This is a genomic window from Clostridium sp. BNL1100, assembly GCF_000244875.1.
Classification (GTDB): domain Bacteria; phylum Bacillota; class Clostridia; order Acetivibrionales; family DSM-1351; genus Ruminiclostridium.
Genome location: NC_016791.1, coordinates 3,898,601 through 3,912,545 on the forward strand (window position 1 = coordinate 3,898,601; position 13,945 = coordinate 3,912,545).

Annotated in this window: 18 protein-coding genes and 1 riboswitch; of the genes, 1 reads left to right on the forward strand and 17 read right to left on the reverse strand. The window is 44.8% G+C overall.

Features of this window, described 5'->3' with window-relative positions; all coding sequences use genetic code 11:
• Positions 1 to 12: 12 nt before the first annotated feature.
• The 17 genes from arsD to CLO1100_RS16495 all read right to left on the reverse strand — a co-directional run bounded on the left by arsD (position 13) and on the right by CLO1100_RS16495 (position 13,063).
• Positions 13 to 408, reverse strand: coding sequence for an arsenite efflux transporter metallochaperone ArsD (gene arsD / locus CLO1100_RS16430; RefSeq protein ID WP_014314893.1), 396 nt, complete (start codon positions 406 to 408; stop codon positions 13 to 15).
• Between the two features lie 25 nt (positions 409 to 433).
• On the reverse strand, positions 434 to 1,498 hold the full coding sequence (gene arsB / locus CLO1100_RS16435; RefSeq protein WP_014314894.1) for an ACR3 family arsenite efflux transporter: 1,065 nt from the start codon (positions 1,496 to 1,498) through the stop codon (positions 434 to 436).
• Positions 1,499 to 1,503: 5 nt separating this feature from the next.
• A complete protein-coding gene (locus CLO1100_RS16440; RefSeq protein ID WP_014314895.1) occupies positions 1,504 to 3,144 on the reverse strand; it encodes an FAD-dependent oxidoreductase in 1,641 nt (546 codons plus the stop codon).
• Between the two features lie 19 nt (positions 3,145 to 3,163).
• On the reverse strand, positions 3,164 to 3,481 hold the full coding sequence (locus tag CLO1100_RS16445; RefSeq protein ID WP_014314896.1) for a metalloregulator ArsR/SmtB family transcription factor: 318 nt from the start codon (positions 3,479 to 3,481) through the stop codon (positions 3,164 to 3,166).
• A gap of 298 nt (positions 3,482 to 3,779) precedes the next feature.
• The gene (locus tag CLO1100_RS16450) at positions 3,780 to 4,247 is read right to left on the reverse strand and encodes an N-acetyltransferase family protein (protein WP_347455842.1); all 468 of its coding nucleotides are present in this window, start codon (positions 4,245 to 4,247) and stop codon (positions 3,780 to 3,782) included.
• Between the two features lie 42 nt (positions 4,248 to 4,289).
• A complete protein-coding gene (locus CLO1100_RS16455; protein WP_014314898.1) occupies positions 4,290 to 4,724 on the reverse strand; it encodes a C-GCAxxG-C-C family protein in 435 nt (144 codons plus the stop codon).
• A 36-nt stretch (positions 4,725 to 4,760) separates the two neighbouring features.
• A complete protein-coding gene (gene arsM, locus CLO1100_RS16460) occupies positions 4,761 to 5,576 on the reverse strand; it encodes an arsenite methyltransferase (protein WP_014314899.1) in 816 nt (271 codons plus the stop codon).
• Between the two features lie 44 nt (positions 5,577 to 5,620).
• On the reverse strand, positions 5,621 to 6,061 hold the full coding sequence (locus CLO1100_RS16465; protein WP_014314900.1) for a MarR family transcriptional regulator: 441 nt from the start codon (positions 6,059 to 6,061) through the stop codon (positions 5,621 to 5,623).
• Positions 6,062 to 6,339: 278 nt separating this feature from the next.
• Positions 6,340 to 7,995 carry a recombinase family protein gene (locus CLO1100_RS16470; RefSeq protein WP_014314901.1) on the reverse strand — a complete coding sequence of 552 codons (1,656 nt, stop codon included), beginning with the start codon at positions 7,993 to 7,995 and terminating at the stop codon, positions 6,340 to 6,342.
• Complete coding sequence (locus CLO1100_RS20850) at positions 7,976 to 8,149, reverse strand: hypothetical protein (RefSeq protein WP_014314902.1); 174 nt, start codon at positions 8,147 to 8,149, stop codon at positions 7,976 to 7,978. The genes CLO1100_RS16470 and CLO1100_RS20850 overlap by 20 nt, the downstream gene beginning before the upstream one ends.
• Before the next feature lie 19 nt (positions 8,150 to 8,168).
• Positions 8,169 to 9,068, reverse strand: coding sequence for a recombinase family protein (locus CLO1100_RS16475; RefSeq protein WP_014314903.1), 900 nt, complete (start codon positions 9,066 to 9,068; stop codon positions 8,169 to 8,171).
• Positions 9,037 to 10,668: a recombinase family protein gene (locus CLO1100_RS16480; RefSeq protein ID WP_041700493.1), complete on the reverse strand. Its 1,632-nt coding sequence runs from the start codon at positions 10,666 to 10,668 to the stop codon at positions 9,037 to 9,039. Before CLO1100_RS16480 ends, CLO1100_RS16475 begins: the two co-directional genes overlap by 32 nt.
• An 80-nt stretch (positions 10,669 to 10,748) precedes the next feature.
• The gene (locus tag CLO1100_RS20855; protein WP_014314905.1) at positions 10,749 to 10,910 is read right to left on the reverse strand and encodes an SHOCT domain-containing protein; all 162 of its coding nucleotides are present in this window, start codon (positions 10,908 to 10,910) and stop codon (positions 10,749 to 10,751) included.
• Between the two features lie 16 nt (positions 10,911 to 10,926).
• Positions 10,927 to 11,634, reverse strand: coding sequence for a recombinase family protein (locus CLO1100_RS16485; protein WP_014314906.1), 708 nt, complete (start codon positions 11,632 to 11,634; stop codon positions 10,927 to 10,929).
• Positions 11,635 to 11,839: 205 nt separating this feature from the next.
• The gene (locus CLO1100_RS20860) at positions 11,840 to 11,977 is read right to left on the reverse strand and encodes a hypothetical protein (RefSeq protein WP_187288895.1); all 138 of its coding nucleotides are present in this window, start codon (positions 11,975 to 11,977) and stop codon (positions 11,840 to 11,842) included.
• A gap of 211 nt (positions 11,978 to 12,188) precedes the next feature.
• Positions 12,189 to 12,599, reverse strand: coding sequence for a sigma-70 family RNA polymerase sigma factor (locus CLO1100_RS16490; RefSeq protein WP_014314907.1), 411 nt, complete (start codon positions 12,597 to 12,599; stop codon positions 12,189 to 12,191).
• A 305-nt stretch (positions 12,600 to 12,904) separates the two neighbouring features.
• A complete protein-coding gene (locus tag CLO1100_RS16495) occupies positions 12,905 to 13,063 on the reverse strand; it encodes a hypothetical protein (RefSeq protein WP_242836599.1) in 159 nt (52 codons plus the stop codon).
• A 128-nt stretch (positions 13,064 to 13,191) separates the two neighbouring features.
• A riboswitch (cyclic di-GMP riboswitch) is annotated at positions 13,192 to 13,279 on the reverse strand.
• A 244-nt stretch (positions 13,280 to 13,523) separates the two neighbouring features.
• Between CLO1100_RS16495 and CLO1100_RS16500 the strand changes: the two genes are divergently transcribed.
• The gene (locus CLO1100_RS16500; RefSeq protein WP_014314908.1) at positions 13,524 to 13,940 is read left to right on the forward strand and encodes a helix-turn-helix transcriptional regulator; all 417 of its coding nucleotides are present in this window, start codon (positions 13,524 to 13,526) and stop codon (positions 13,938 to 13,940) included.
• Positions 13,941 to 13,945: the final 5 nt, after the last annotated feature.

Sequence of the window (13,945 nt, forward strand, 5' to 3'; positions counted from 1 at the left end):
AATGGTTTATCATCAGCAGCACTTTCCACCTGAGCAGCCGCAGCCACCTGATTTTTTTGAAGTATCTTTTGTTGCAGCCTTTGGCTTATCTCCTAAATAATTCGGCGAAATGCCAAGCAGCTTTGAAAATTCATCATTGGTGGGGTATCTTCCTGTTATCACAATTTCACCGTCCACAACAATGGTCGGCAGCTCATCTACGCCGTTGATGTTGATAAACTCATTCACAGCCTTGTTGTTGATAAATTCCTGCGGTGCACTTGAGAGATTATACCTCTGTACTGTAATGCCGTGTTTCTTTAGTGTATTCAAAACTGTTGATATCCTGAGCAGTTCCGTGTCAACGCCTACTCCGCAAATTCCTGTTTCGCAGCACATGGCGGGTTCATAAATGAACATTTTTTTCATAGCCAAACACTCCTTTATAATTTAATTATTTGTTATCAACCGATAGTTGGGGGAACCAATGCTTTGTGTTGTTTGCAATAAACACCAGAATCAACATAACTGGTACTTCGGTAAGCACGCCTACAATGGTCGCCAGTGCAGCTGGGGAAGTAGCACCGAACAGGGAAATAGCAACCGCCACCGAAAGTTCAAAAAAGTTGGATGCACCAATCATTCCTGCCGGAGCTGCGATGTTATGAGGCAGCTTTAACCATTTTGATGCAAAATACGCAATAAAGAAAATCAGGAACGTCTGGAGAATCAACGGAATTGCAATCAAAATGATGTGCAGTGGATTCTCCAAAATAACATCGCCTTGGAACGAAAAGATGATAATCAGTGTGAGAAGCAGTCCTATAATAGTTACATTGTTAAACTTAGGTAGAAACTGCTTTTCAAAGTATTCTATACCTTTGTTTTTAATCATCAATGTCCTTGTCAGGATGCCCCCGGCGAGAGGAATCACCACAAACAGCACCACCGATAAAAGCAGGGTATCCCATGGTACGATAATACCACTGACACCAAGCAAAAAAACGACAATTGGCGTAAATGCAATCAGTATGATGAGATCGTTGGTTGCGACCTGCACCACGGTATAGGCCGGGTTCCCTTTGGTCAGATGGCTCCATACAAACACCATGGCGGTACAGGGAGCCGCTCCAAGCAGCACCGCTCCCGCAAGATACTCTTTAGCCAAATCAGCAGGTATGATTGCTTTGAATAGGACATAGAAGAAAAATGCCGCAATGCCATACATGGTAAACGGTTTAATAAGCCAGTTGGTCACCCAAGTCACAAAAAGACCTTTTGGGTTTTTTCCGACATTTTTAATGCTGGTAAAATCCACCTTCATCATCATAGGATAGATCATCAGCCAGATTAATATTGCTATGGGGATGGATACTTGTGCGTATTCAAATTCACCTAAGAAAGCCGGTATCCCTGGCATAAACTTGCCGATAAGCACTCCAGCTACCATGCAGAGAAGTACCCATATCGTAAGGTATTTCTCAAAAAATCCAATGCCCTGTGTTTTTTCTTTGCTCATTGTGTTCACTCCTCATGCAAAATGCCATATTGTTTCTGTCCACCTGAAAGGTTATAGACCTTCTTGAAACCCTTACCCAGCAGGATATTCTGCGCTGCATTTCCAGTCGTCCCCTTATTGCAGTAGGTGACGGTTATGGCATCTTTATCCATCGTTTCGGATGAGGCTCTCAATTTTTCATGGGGAATGCTTTCCGCCGTATCAACATGATTCTTTTCATATTGGGCGGAAACCCTTGCATCAATTAACGTATATTCTTCACCGGACTGCATCAGTGCGTCCAGTTCCTGCACTGTCATCAACGGCCTGCCCCTGTGAATGGCATTATCCAGTATCATGCCGGTGTACATGACAGGGTCTTTCGTTGTAGAAAACGGCGGGGCATAAGCCAAATCAAGATGGAATAAATCTTCAACTTTAGCATTGAAGGTGATTGCGGTTACAAGTACGTCGATTCTCTTATCGACACCTTCAAATCCTATAATTTGTGCACCTAAAAGTCTGCCGCTTACCTTGTCGGCTATCCCTTTGATGACCATTTCCTTTCCACCCATATATTCCGGTTTGTTGGGCTTGATATTATGGCATACCGCTATGTCGTAGCCTTGCTCCTTTGCTTCACGCTCGGAAAGGCCGGTTTGTGCTACCGTCATATCAAAAATTTTAAAGATTCCCGTACCGAGAATACCCCGGAATTCCAAATCGCTACCTGTCATGCTGTCGCCAGCGATCCTGCCGGTTTTATTGGCCGTAGATCCTAATGGCCGGTAGACTGGCTTTCCCGTTATCAAGTGGAGCTGCTCGATGCAGTCACCACAAGCATAAATATCCGGAATACTGCTCTGCATCCTGGTGTTTACGCGAATTGCACCAGCAACACCAAGCTGGATTCCCGCTGCTGCTGCCAGCTCTGTGTTGGGGCGGACGCCAGTGGATACAAGAACCATATCCGCTTTTATCTCTTTGCCATCCGACAAAAGTACGCTGCTTTCTGTTATTTCAGTGATAGAAGCGCTCGTCAATACAGAAACACCTTTTTTTCTGATGTGTTCCTCCACATATATTGCCATATCGTCATCCAGTCCCGGTGTGACCTGCGGCAGCTTTTCCAGCAGAGTTACATCCATGCCAAGCCCCTTCAGATTTTCGCATACCTCAAGTCCTATAAATCCGGTGCCTATAATAGCGGCGGACTTGGGACAGTTTGTGCCAATAAAGTCTTTTATGCGGTTCATATCATTGATGTTGCGCAAGGTGAAAACATGCTGACTGTCTGCACCCTTTATAGGGGGTACGGTAGCTCTGGCACCAGTGGCAAATACAAGTTTATCGTAATGATCGGTGATCATTTCTCCCGTTGTGAGGTTCTTAACTGTTATGTTCCTGCTGTCGGGAGAAATGGCAAGCACTTCATGCCGGATGAAAATGTCTACGTTATATTTCTTCTTAAAGAATGCAGGATCACGTGGGATCAGTTCATCCGCCTTGTCAATCTCGCCGCCGATGTAGTATGGCATGCCACAACCTGAATAAGAGATAAAACTGTCCTTCTCATAAATTACGATTTCCGCATCCTCACTGTTTCGTCTTGCCTTGGCGGCAGCGGAGGTTCCTGCGGCAACCGCACCTATAATTACAATTTTCATCGGGTGTCCTCCTTTCTGCCTATTCGAAAAAGCATCTTTTATCTACATTGCTCTGTTCAGATGCATTCATGATTCCTGCCAGCAAGTTGTACGCTGCTTCGCATCCAGCCTTGCTGAGCGAATAGTACATCCATTTTCCTTCTCGGCGGCAATTGACCACACCGGATTCGCATAAGCTTTTCATATGATGGGACAAGGTTGACTGCCCAATATGCAAATCATCTAAAAGCTGGCAAGCACACTTCTCTCCACCTTGCAGCATCTCAATAATCATCAAGCGATTTGGATCGCATAGGGCTTTAAAAACTTTTGCCATTTCGTTGTGTTTATCTTCCATGTTATTCACCTCATATCCACAAGTATCGATATGTTAATAGTATATGCAACATATCGATATGCGTCAATATGTTTTTGGAAAATTAAGCAACTGCCCTAAGGTATTCTATACCGCTTGAGCAGTTGCTCTCGACTTATTCTATGTATTAGCTTGTTCTGCAGCAAGGCTTCCTTACACTCCAACATTCCAATCTGCAAAATTCATCATAGCTCGAATTGTTGCTGCCAGGATATAAAACTATAAGCGCAAGCAACAGAAATAAAATAATAAGCATTTTCTTAATCTCCTTCTCATAAGATCATCCCACCGTTTTGCTCCTGCGTTCCATAAGCACTACATCGTGCCATTCACCGTTGGGCATTCGGCCTAACCTTTCGCGTATACCGATCTCACGAAATCCACATTTCTTGCATAATTCCCGGCTTGGGATATTCTCTTTAGTGATTGCTGCCTGTATGCTCCAGTAACCGGCTTCTTCCGAATACCGTATCAACTCTGTCAGCAACGCCGATCCTACGCCTTTGGCTCTATATTCTTTACTGATATATACGCTTGCTTCGGCAACTCCGGCATAAACGCATCTGCTGGAAACCGGGGTTAAAGCAACCCATCCTAAAATCTTGTCATCAGAACGCGCTACCAACCGGCAGGTTTGGCAATGGTCTTTATTCCATTCTTCCCAACTCGGTACTTCTCTTTGAAATGTGGCCAATCCAGTTTCTATACCAGCCGAATAGATCGCAGCTACCTGAGGCCAATCAGTCATCTGCATTTCATCAATCACAAAATCCATGAGACACCTCCCATATTAATATCCCATCCTCTCAAGGATTTCGACTGCATCGCAAATCATATCTACACAGGTCGTTTTAAACAAACCCTTTTCCATAGCAGATTTCATGCCGTCAGGTGTGGAGATATCATGACCGAGTATATCACGGCAAACGATACTGTTGTTTTTTTCTCTGAAAAGGTCACTAAACCTAACAACTTCTTTATAGCATAACAACTTGCCTTCGGTATCTTCAGGGCTATTATGTCCGTAACGCAAACTTATGACAAGGATTGCCCCTGATACTGCACCGCATACCTCACCACTTCTCATTCCTCCTCCAAATCCACAACTGATTTTTAACGCTGTTTCCTTTGGCAAGCCGTATTTCTCACTGAATACCGCAAATACGGCTTGAGAGCAGTTAAAGCCCTGGGAGAATAACATACTGGCAGACTCTTTATTATCCATTTTTGTGCACCTCATATCTGCATTATTGATTTCCTGTTATTTATACGCCTTTACATGTGCACCAGCGAAAGCTCCGTCCAGGGCATCTGCATCCAATTGGTCATAAATATCAGCAAGCGCCTTATCCTCCGCAATGCCTTTGAGGACTTCCTTGGTATAAATGTTCACAGGAGTGATCTCTATGTTTGTGAAGCCGACCTTTTTTAAAATCCGCTCATATTCCTGAACGCTTAGCGCCCCGGAAATACAGCCAACCCACATTTGGACGCTCTGTCTTACCTCATCCGGCATAGCTTTTAATTCTACGATATCCGCAATTGCCAGCCTGCCACCTTTTTTGAGAACCCGATATGCTTCTTTGAGAGCGGCTTCTTTGCTCTCGGTCAGATTGATAACGCAATTGGATGTGACGACATCAACCGCTTCATCTGCCAACGGAATATCTTCGATGTATCCTTTGATGAATTCAACATTTTTTGCCCCGTTCTTTTCCTTATTACGGTTTGCCAATTCCAGCATTTCATCTGTCATATCCAAACCATAAGCTTTTCCCGTTTCGCCAACAAACCTTGCAGAAATCAGCACATCGATTCCGCCTCCGCTACCCAAATCCAGCACTGTTTCACCTTTTTGCAAATTCGCAAGTGCAATTGGATTTGCACAGCCTAGTGAAGCATTAATCGCTTCCATTGGTAGACCTGCGATATATTCTGCTGAGTAAAGGCTGGAGTCATTGGCAGAGTCACCACAGCAATCTCCGCCACCACAGCAGGAGCTCTTTGCATTTGCAGATACCCGTTTAGCGATACCACCGTAATGTTTCTTGATTTCTTCCTGAATATTCTTTTCCATATTGACAACCTCCTAATAAATTTATTGTTTTAGTTCGGTTTCGTTTAGCAGCACTTGTTTTGCCTTACCGCATCCGATAAAAGCTGTAGGCTTTCCAGCACCTGCTCTCTTTTGCCATCCGGTATTGATCCGAAAATGCTTTTATAGTAGTTTTCCATACTTTCCTCAATGCTTCGGAATACATTCCAGCCTTTTTCGGTCAGTTGAATAATAACGTATCTTCTGTTCTCGGAGTCCAATTCACGAACAGCCAAATCATCTTCCACGAGATTATTCACGGTCCGGCTCATGGTGCTTTTGTCCAAGCCTAATAATTCGGCAAGATCAACCAGAGATATTTTTTCTTTTCTGCCGATCTCGACAATAGCATGACATTGGGTAAGCGTAACGCCGCAGCATGAGGCGTCGCTTTTCTCCAAAACACCTAAGTTCCTTGCAAGCACACGAATGAGTTCTCTGAGTATTTCACTTCCTTGGTTAATCACATTATCACCTCGGAATTATCTTAACATACAACAGTTGCAAATTGCAACAGTTAATTTTATTTTTTATTTTCTCAATTTTAAATAAGCAAGCGGACAGATTTTGTGTCTGCCTACTTTATTCATATCATTTTATACAAAATTGCTTTAGCTTTAATAAAACACATTTCATAAGCTCCCAACACGAAAGTCCTCAGCACACTGAGGACTTTCGTCTTAATAGCTTCTATTTTTGAGCAGGAACAGCTGAGCCTTTGCCATTATGCTGTTCCTGCTATGTATTAATCAAAGTATGAAATCCGTTGGTTCATCACGATTCCGGATTTGAATTGTATCTCTATCAGATCCTCCTTGACAGCCTTGATGTTCTGCAGGAGCCTCCTGACCAGGTCGTTGTCAAATTCTCTGACCTCGCAGGTGGTTTTCTTCAGACAGGTATCCATGTCGTCGAGCCTCTGCTGAAAATTCTCCGCGATTTTCTGCGCTCTTACCAGCTCAAGCTTTTTCTGCTTTAAATCCCTGATCTGCTCAGCGATCCTTTGATACTGTTCGTCAAAATCCTCTGTAATAGAGCCTTGCTTTGCATTTTGTTCGATCAAGGCCAGCATCTCTCCCTGAAGCTTTTCTATCTGTCCATCATATTCGGTGGGTACATTCTTGGTGGAGTAGCTGCCGATGACCCGGATAACATTCTCCCGGAAGGCACCCACAAATTCACCACGGTTTTCCACGACGCTGTTGATGGCGGTCATTATAGCTTCATACAGGATATCCTCTTTAAATGTAGGGGAGTGCTTGCAGTTTTTGGTCCCGTTCTTCAGGCGGTTCTCACATCGCCACACGGCGCTTTTCTGCCCATATTTCGACCACACCTGCCTTCGGTAGGGCTGGCCACATTCCTTGCATACCATGATGTCTGACAGTGCGAATTTGGAGCTGTATTTGCTTTTCTCCTTCTCCTGCTTTGCCCTTCGGGCTGCCGCAGTTTTACTAAGGCTTGCCCGCCTCGCTTTTTCCTCCTGCACCTGATAATAAAGCTCCTTGGGGATAATGGCTTCATGATCATCCTCTATGTAATATTGGGGGACGATGCCTTGATTCTTCACCCGCTTTTTGGTTAAAAAATCAATGGTATAGGTTTTTTGTTGAAGGACGTCCCCCATATATTTTTCGTTGCTCAGCATCTTGTTAATAGTTCCGGGGCACCACTTGTCTAATCCAGTGACCGTAGTGACCCCTTCGGTTTCTAAAACCTTGATAATCTCCACTATACTTTTCCCTTCCAGGTAAAGCCTGAAAATCCGTCTGACCAGCTCCGCTTCCTCCGGCACGATGACCAACTCACCGTTTTTGTCCTTAGTATAGCCTAAAAATTTATTGTGGTTGACCGACACGACACCATTCTCAAACCGTCTGACAAGGCCCCACCGGGTATTCTCACTGAGGTTCCGGCTTTCCTCCTGTGCCTGGCTGCTAAGGATGGTTATCAGAAGCTCTCCGGTACCCTCCAGTGTATTCACACCTTCCTTTTCGAAGAATACGGCGATATTCTTTTCCTTGAGCTTACGGATGTTCTGGAGGCTGTCTACCGTATTTCTAGCAAACCTGCTGACCGACTTGGTGATGATCATGTCAATTTTCCCGGCCATGCAATCCTCGATCATGGCGTTGAAGTCATCTCTCTTTTTGGTGTTGGTTGCGCTTTTGCCGTCATCGGCATATATTCCGGCGAGCTTCCAGTTTGGATTGCTCTTTATTTTTTCGGTGTAGTAGGAAACCTGGGCTTCGTAGCTGGTTTCCTGCTGCTCCAGCGTGGTGCTGACGCGGCAGTATGCTGCCACCCGCAGGGCTTTAAACTGTGGCTTTATGCTCCTGTCATACTCCGGCCTGGAGGGTATCATGGATATGTTTTTCTTTTTAGCTGTCGCTGTCTGCATCGTGTTTTTCTCCTTTCCGTCTGGATTCCATCTGTGAGTTCAAATATTCTCGCTGTGCTTCAGGACTTAATTGCTCTATGGTACCTACTCGCATATAACACACAACCCTTACTGGCTTGTCGTTAGCTCCGGCTTTACGTTTGTTTCCTTTCATGCTCTCATTCCTCCCTGGCTTAATATCCGGCTTCCATGGTTAATCCGTTGATAAATTCAAACACCAGACGGTGATCGGTGTGTACCGTGATTTGCTTGACCACCTGCAAAAACAGTTCCTCATCAAATTCTGTGAGAGGCTCTCTGCCTGAAAACGCCTGTTTCATTTTCCCGGCATTATAATCGGCGTCATCAATCTGTGCCGTTTTATAAAAAGCTTGTGCCCGTTTAAAAATAAGAGCCGGAAGCTCCTTGGACGAATACAGTCCTTCTGCTTCCAGCTCTTTAATCTGCTGATCCAATCTATTAAATTCAGGGTTATTTGGAATTGGCTCTTTCTTAGGCTTCCGGTCCAGGATTTGTATTCTTATCAATATCCGGTTTGCTACCTCTATGAAGGCTTTTTCAATCTGCTCATCCGAGAGAAAACCACACCGGCAGCATACCCGGTTTTTATAAATATATCTCTTGCATTTCCAGAGGGATCGTTCCGACGCTTTGCCACAGTGTTCGATGTACTTGCGGTAAGACTCCCCGCATTCCCCACATAGCAGTCTGCCGGTGAAGGGATATTGATGGCTTGCGCTGTTGGGCTGGATGCTTCGTCCCAGCTGTTCACAGCGTTCCTTCCTGCGGTTTTGTACCTGCTCAAACATTTCGGTTTCAATCATCTGCGGGTAAAACTCATCCCCAAGATATTTGACATTCTCCAGTATCTTACCTATGGAGCCATGATTCCAGGAGGCTTTGTTGTTGGCGTTTGGAAAGCCCATTTCGGTAAGCTGCTTTGCAAGGGCAGAGGTGGAGGTACCGGACAGATAGTCTAAAAATATTCTTTTCACAACAGCCGCCTTGGGTTCATCAAATTGTATTTTGCCGTCCACCAGCTTATATCCGATTGGCATATGCCTTTGCATCATCTTCTGCTACCTCCTTTCTGCAGGCTTCGGACAATTCCAGCAGGTTAATGAGCCGGAAGGTAATTTGTCCGTTCTTCTGTACGATGACCTTGTCTATTGACTGTAAAAATAAATCCTCACGATATTCTTCAATAACGTGAGGATTGTTTCTGATCAGCTCCAGCAACTGCTCTGTTCCGGCGACCTCTCGGTCAAATCCGTTACTGTCCAGAAGCTGGCTCCTTTTCTTTTTTGCAGCTGCAAGCTCCAGTGTCAGGGCATTTTGCCGCTCTATAAAAACAGCATGGTCGATATACCCTTTTGATACCAGTCTACTGAGTATATGCCCCTGCTCTGTCAGTTCCATAATTCGGTTGCTGCACTCTCCAATTTCCTGCTCCTGCTGTTCATCTATCCGGAGCTTTTTAAGCATATCCAGAAGGGGTATGAGGATTTCGGTATGATTGCTTACAAGCTTATTCCACATCACCGTGAAAGTCCATTGGATGTCATCCTCCCGGACTGCCTTTTGACTGCATTTGGCGCTGTCGAAAATGTGCTGGCGGCAGCACCATTGGGTTTTCTCATAGGGCTTGCCGATGTAGATTTTCTGCCTTCGGAAAAAACTGCCGCATTCGCCGCAGAGAATTTTACTGCTGAAGGCATACCGGCTTTGGTATTTCTCCAAATCATCCGCTCCTATCTGTTTTCTTCGATATTCAAAAATTTCTTTGACTGCCTCTGCCTGTTTATAGGGGATAATAGGTTCATGGTTGTCCTCAATCAGATATTGGGGAAGCTGTCCTTTGTTTCTCTGCCGCTTGAACGGCAGTACATCAGTGGTCATGGTTTTCTGCTGAAGCAGCTCACCCGTGTAAATGGGATTTAACAGCATTTCCCTTATCACGCCGTCGTTCCATTTTTCAGCCGAGCGTATGGTGGGGAGTCCTTCCTCCGATAAATCTCTAGCGATGGCATAAGCGCCTTTGCCGTTTAAATATTCACGGAAGATGCGCCGAACCACTGCCGCTTCTTCCTCCTGTATCACCAGCTCACCGTTTTCACCCTTGGTATAACCGTATGCGGGAGTTCCAATAATGAAGGTCCCATCCTGGAAGCGCTTTACCGCTGCCCATTTGTTGTTGGTGGAGGCGTTTTCCGACTCTCCCTGTGCCAGCGAGCTTAAAATGGTCAGCATCTGCTCGCTTTTCTCCGACAGGCTATTGATGTTCTCCTTTTCAAAAAAGACAGCAATCCCAAGCTCTTTTAATTTTCTAATCGCTTGAATGCTGTCTACGGTGTTTCTTGCGAAGCGGGTTACTGATTTCGTGATGATCATATCGATCTTGCCGTCCTCGCAATCCTTCATCATCCTCAAAAAGTCATCTCTTTTTTGGAGCTTTGTCCCGCTCCTTGCTTCATCGGCATAGATACCGGCAAACTGCCAGTCCTCCTGATTCTCGATCAGGGATTTGTAATATGCCAGCTGCGCTGAAAAAGAATTCTGCTGTTCACGGGAGTCGGTGCTTACTCTGCAATAGGCGCAAACCCGCTTTTTGGGCTGTAGTTGCCGGGTAATCTGTTGCTTGACAGGATCAATCTTTACTACTTTTTTTGCCATGCTTTTTCCTCCTTTCTCTTGCATTTGACCTCCTGTTAGCAACACACATTACCACACAAGCCACCATATAGCTAGTGTTTTTACGCATATACCTTAGAAAGTTCCGGCGTGAAGGTTTGACGGTTCAAAGCATCTATTTTTTTATACTCATCAGGGGTAATAATCCCGTTTCGGAGCATGATATCAAGCAGCTTTAGCGCCACCTTGTATTTCACCTCATTGGCTGTCTGATTCTTTGACATATCCCTCACCCTCCGTTCACTGCATCGAAAGAGAAGGGCTTTGGTAATCCATCTGGATTTCTCCCTCCAAAGGTGAATAAATCTGAACGCCCAGCTGATCTAAACCCTGGAGAAGCTCCAGCGTTTTTGCGGCATCCTGCCCCAGGCGGTCAAGCTTTTTTATAAGCAATATATCCATTTTCCCATCTGCGGCGGCCTTCATGACCTCCGTAAGACCGGCATGGCTGCAATCCAGGCCCCTTCCGAGATCCTCGGAGTAGCCAATCACTTCAAATCCCATTTGCTCCGCATAGTCATAAAGCTCTTTTTTCTGATTTTTTAAGCTGCCGTGGGAATCTTCCGGTGAATCGATCCGGCAATAAACCCACGCATTCTGCTGCTCTTGTTGATCCCAAAAAGCTTGAGCTTCTTCCTCGGTGGCAATGGATATATCCCTTGGCTCCTTCTCGCCTAATTGCATAGGTACCAGCTCTTTCGTGATTTCCTGCAGGAGCTCCTGATCCGGGCAGCGGTTGATAAATTCGCCATAGGTGTCCAATATCGGCCTATCCAGCGTATCCGTCAAAATGATCTTGTCAGCACGCTCCTTTTTCAACATGATAAAGCTTGCAATGTCCGACGGATACTTTTCAAAATAGTATACCTGGCGGCCTCCGTCATACCCGTATACATAACCGATAATTAATTCCTTGCTTAACAGTTCCGTTAATGCTCTTTTTTCCATTCCATTGTCCTCCTTGCATATTTTGAATTTAATCTCACAAGGGCACGGCAGGACACAATTGCCCTGCCGTGTAGTTTCTGAGATCAAATATGATCTGCTTGTTCTTCATTACAAGTTGTCGCTTCTATTCGACACTACTTCCCGAAGCGCAAAAAGCCTTTCGGCTCTTAGGGCGGCAGCATAAACGGCTTGTGGTTGGTAAGCCTCATAGGAATTTCACCTCTCCCAGGTTCTCTGCGAGCCGTCCCCATTGCGATGTCTGTGGCTGGACGGAAGTAGCATTATCACTGTCCATTTCATTGCGAAACAGCCCACCATAGGCTGTTTTATGAACGGGTATCATCGCTCGTCACCTTCGATGCCATCGGTTCGGCGGATAGTAATATCCGCAGGCAGTCATGGCGCACCCTTCAATGTCGCTGCCGTTTTTCACACGGCTGGACAGCTCATGTATCTAAGCTGCCGGATATGAAATTTCCAAAGAGCAATAGGGAATAAAAAAAATCCCCTCACTTCTTTAAGGAAAAAAGTGAGGGGTTGCACCAAAAAACTTTTTATTTTTCTAAAAGTTTTTTTAAACGGGATAATATTCGGTTCTTCCGGTTATGTATGGTCATATGGTGGATGCCTGTTTCCGCTGAAAGCTGCCGCTCGCTTTTTTCGAGATAAAACAGCGCTCGAATCAATTGGCGCTCCGCTTCATCTAACTGCATCAAACATCTTTGAAGCCTTGCAATCATATCGTTCTGAATAATTTCATCTTCTATAGAATTCTGACTGGAGGCAATTATGTATTCCAGCGAAATCCCTTTTTCCTCGGCATCCTCCAGAGAAATAGTATTATTTGTGTATCGTTCATCATCATAAATTTCATGCTCTCTATGCTGGTAATAGGCTTTATAGACCTCTTTGGTTACAGGGATGCGTTTTTTGTTGACCACCAATGTGTATTTATTTTGCTCCATGAGCTTGTCCTCCATTTCGTGAATTAATCAGGTAATCCGAAAATGAAGAACAAGGGGAGGGGCACGGCAGCAAGCTGCCGTCTTACGATTACATAAAATAAAAGCCACTTGTTTTGCTCCTTTCTGGTGGAGCCAAAACGAGTAGCTTATGAATGCAAAACCGGACGGACCTGACGCATAGCAATAGTGCTACTCGTCAGGCCCGTCCGGCATCTTTATAATCACTCCGCTTTAAAAGGGGAGGATAGCGTCAAGCTCTGGAATCGAATATCTAAATTCCTTTATTCAAATTGTGAAGTTTGTCTTTATAACACAAAGTCTGAAATCTCTTTGCTGTCATAGGCTACATTTTTGTCCAGCAAAATTGAAACCTGCGACTTGCACAAGCGGCATTTTACGTTTACAACATTACTTTCCGACTCATTCGTTTCAGCTATCAGTGCAAGTGCTTCAGAATTGGCCACTGTAATCTGCTACCCTGTGGCCACAGTTTGGACATTTGAGCTTAATCTTTCTCACCATTTCGTACCCTCCTACATATATTCTCTACCAACACAAACGCCTGCTCGTAAATGGGCAGGCGTTCGCAAAGACCGGCAACCAGGCTGTCATAGCGCAATAAACGCTTTAGACCCTAAGCTTTGCGTCCCTACCTTTTGGCAGGTTTGCCTTTAACTTCGGCTGTATTTAACTGTCATAGTAAGTAAAGCCGTCTTACTTCCTTGCAGACGGTGGTTTTTCTTAATTCCATTTATTTTTTGATCGGGCTTGTCTTTAGTAAAAAAATACCTCTTGACACCATGTGCAACATGGATTATTATAAATGTGCAGGTTATCTGCGTATTTAGAATTATATGAAATTAACTTGCACTTGTCAATAGGTAATGTGAAAATTATCTGCTTGTGCATAGAAGGGCGGTCTATATGAAATTTGGAGAAAAAATAAAGAATGCCCGCGTCGCAAAAGGCTTGACACAGGCGGAACTAGCAGAGGCTATTGGGGTATCCCTCCGCACGATAGTCAGTTATGAAAACGGAGATTCCTATCCCAAGAAACGCGAGATTTATGGGAAGCTGGCGACGGCATTAGACTTGGATACAAATTATCTGCTTACCGAAAACGAAGAATTTATCAATGAGGCTGGCGAGAAACATGGAATCAGAGGTAAGAAATATGCTCAACAGCTCGTAGCTGAGGTCAGCGGCTTATTTGCCGGCGGCAGTATGGAGGATGAGGATTTGGACGCCGTGATGCGTGCAATCACTGACGCTTACTGGATAGCCAAGGAGAAAAACAAAAAGTTTACACCCAAAAAGTATCGCAAGTCAGACAAGGCGTAGTCCGT

What these genes read in the sequence shown, in the direction of transcription:
- CLO1100_RS16500 (WP_014314908.1), top strand. Translation starts at nt 13,524, where the DNA reads ATGAAATTTGGAGAAAAAATAAAGAATGCCCGCGTCGCAAAAGGCTTG.
- arsD (WP_014314893.1), bottom strand. Translation starts at nt 408, where the DNA reads ATGAAAAAAATGTTCATTTATGAACCCGCCATGTGCTGCGAAACAGGA.
- CLO1100_RS20860 (WP_187288895.1), bottom strand. Translation starts at nt 11,977, where the DNA reads ATGATACCCGTTCATAAAACAGCCTATGGTGGGCTGTTTCGCAATGAA.
- CLO1100_RS16480 (WP_041700493.1), bottom strand. Translation starts at nt 10,668, where the DNA reads ATGGCAAAAAAAGTAGTAAAGATTGATCCTGTCAAGCAACAGATTACC.
- CLO1100_RS16455 (WP_014314898.1), bottom strand. Translation starts at nt 4,724, where the DNA reads ATGGATAATAAAGAGTCTGCCAGTATGTTATTCTCCCAGGGCTTTAAC.
- CLO1100_RS16475 (WP_014314903.1), bottom strand. Translation starts at nt 9,068, where the DNA reads ATGATGCAAAGGCATATGCCAATCGGATATAAGCTGGTGGACGGCAAA.
- CLO1100_RS16440 (WP_014314895.1), bottom strand. Translation starts at nt 3,144, where the DNA reads ATGAAAATTGTAATTATAGGTGCGGTTGCCGCAGGAACCTCCGCTGCC.
- CLO1100_RS16490 (WP_014314907.1), bottom strand. Translation starts at nt 12,599, where the DNA reads ATGGAGCAAAATAAATACACATTGGTGGTCAACAAAAAACGCATCCCT.
- arsB (WP_014314894.1), bottom strand. Translation starts at nt 1,498, where the DNA reads ATGAGCAAAGAAAAAACACAGGGCATTGGATTTTTTGAGAAATACCTT.
- CLO1100_RS16445 (WP_014314896.1), bottom strand. Translation starts at nt 3,481, where the DNA reads ATGGAAGATAAACACAACGAAATGGCAAAAGTTTTTAAAGCCCTATGC.
- CLO1100_RS20850 (WP_014314902.1), bottom strand. Translation starts at nt 8,149, where the DNA reads ATGAAAGGAAACAAACGTAAAGCCGGAGCTAACGACAAGCCAGTAAGG.
- CLO1100_RS20855 (WP_014314905.1), bottom strand. Translation starts at nt 10,910, where the DNA reads ATGTCAAAGAATCAGACAGCCAATGAGGTGAAATACAAGGTGGCGCTA.
- CLO1100_RS16485 (WP_014314906.1), bottom strand. Translation starts at nt 11,634, where the DNA reads ATGGAAAAAAGAGCATTAACGGAACTGTTAAGCAAGGAATTAATTATC.
- arsM (WP_014314899.1), bottom strand. Translation starts at nt 5,576, where the DNA reads ATGGAAAAGAATATTCAGGAAGAAATCAAGAAACATTACGGTGGTATC.
- CLO1100_RS16470 (WP_014314901.1), bottom strand. Translation starts at nt 7,995, where the DNA reads ATGCAGACAGCGACAGCTAAAAAGAAAAACATATCCATGATACCCTCC.
- CLO1100_RS16450 (WP_347455842.1), bottom strand. Translation starts at nt 4,247, where the DNA reads ATGACTGATTGGCCTCAGGTAGCTGCGATCTATTCGGCTGGTATAGAA.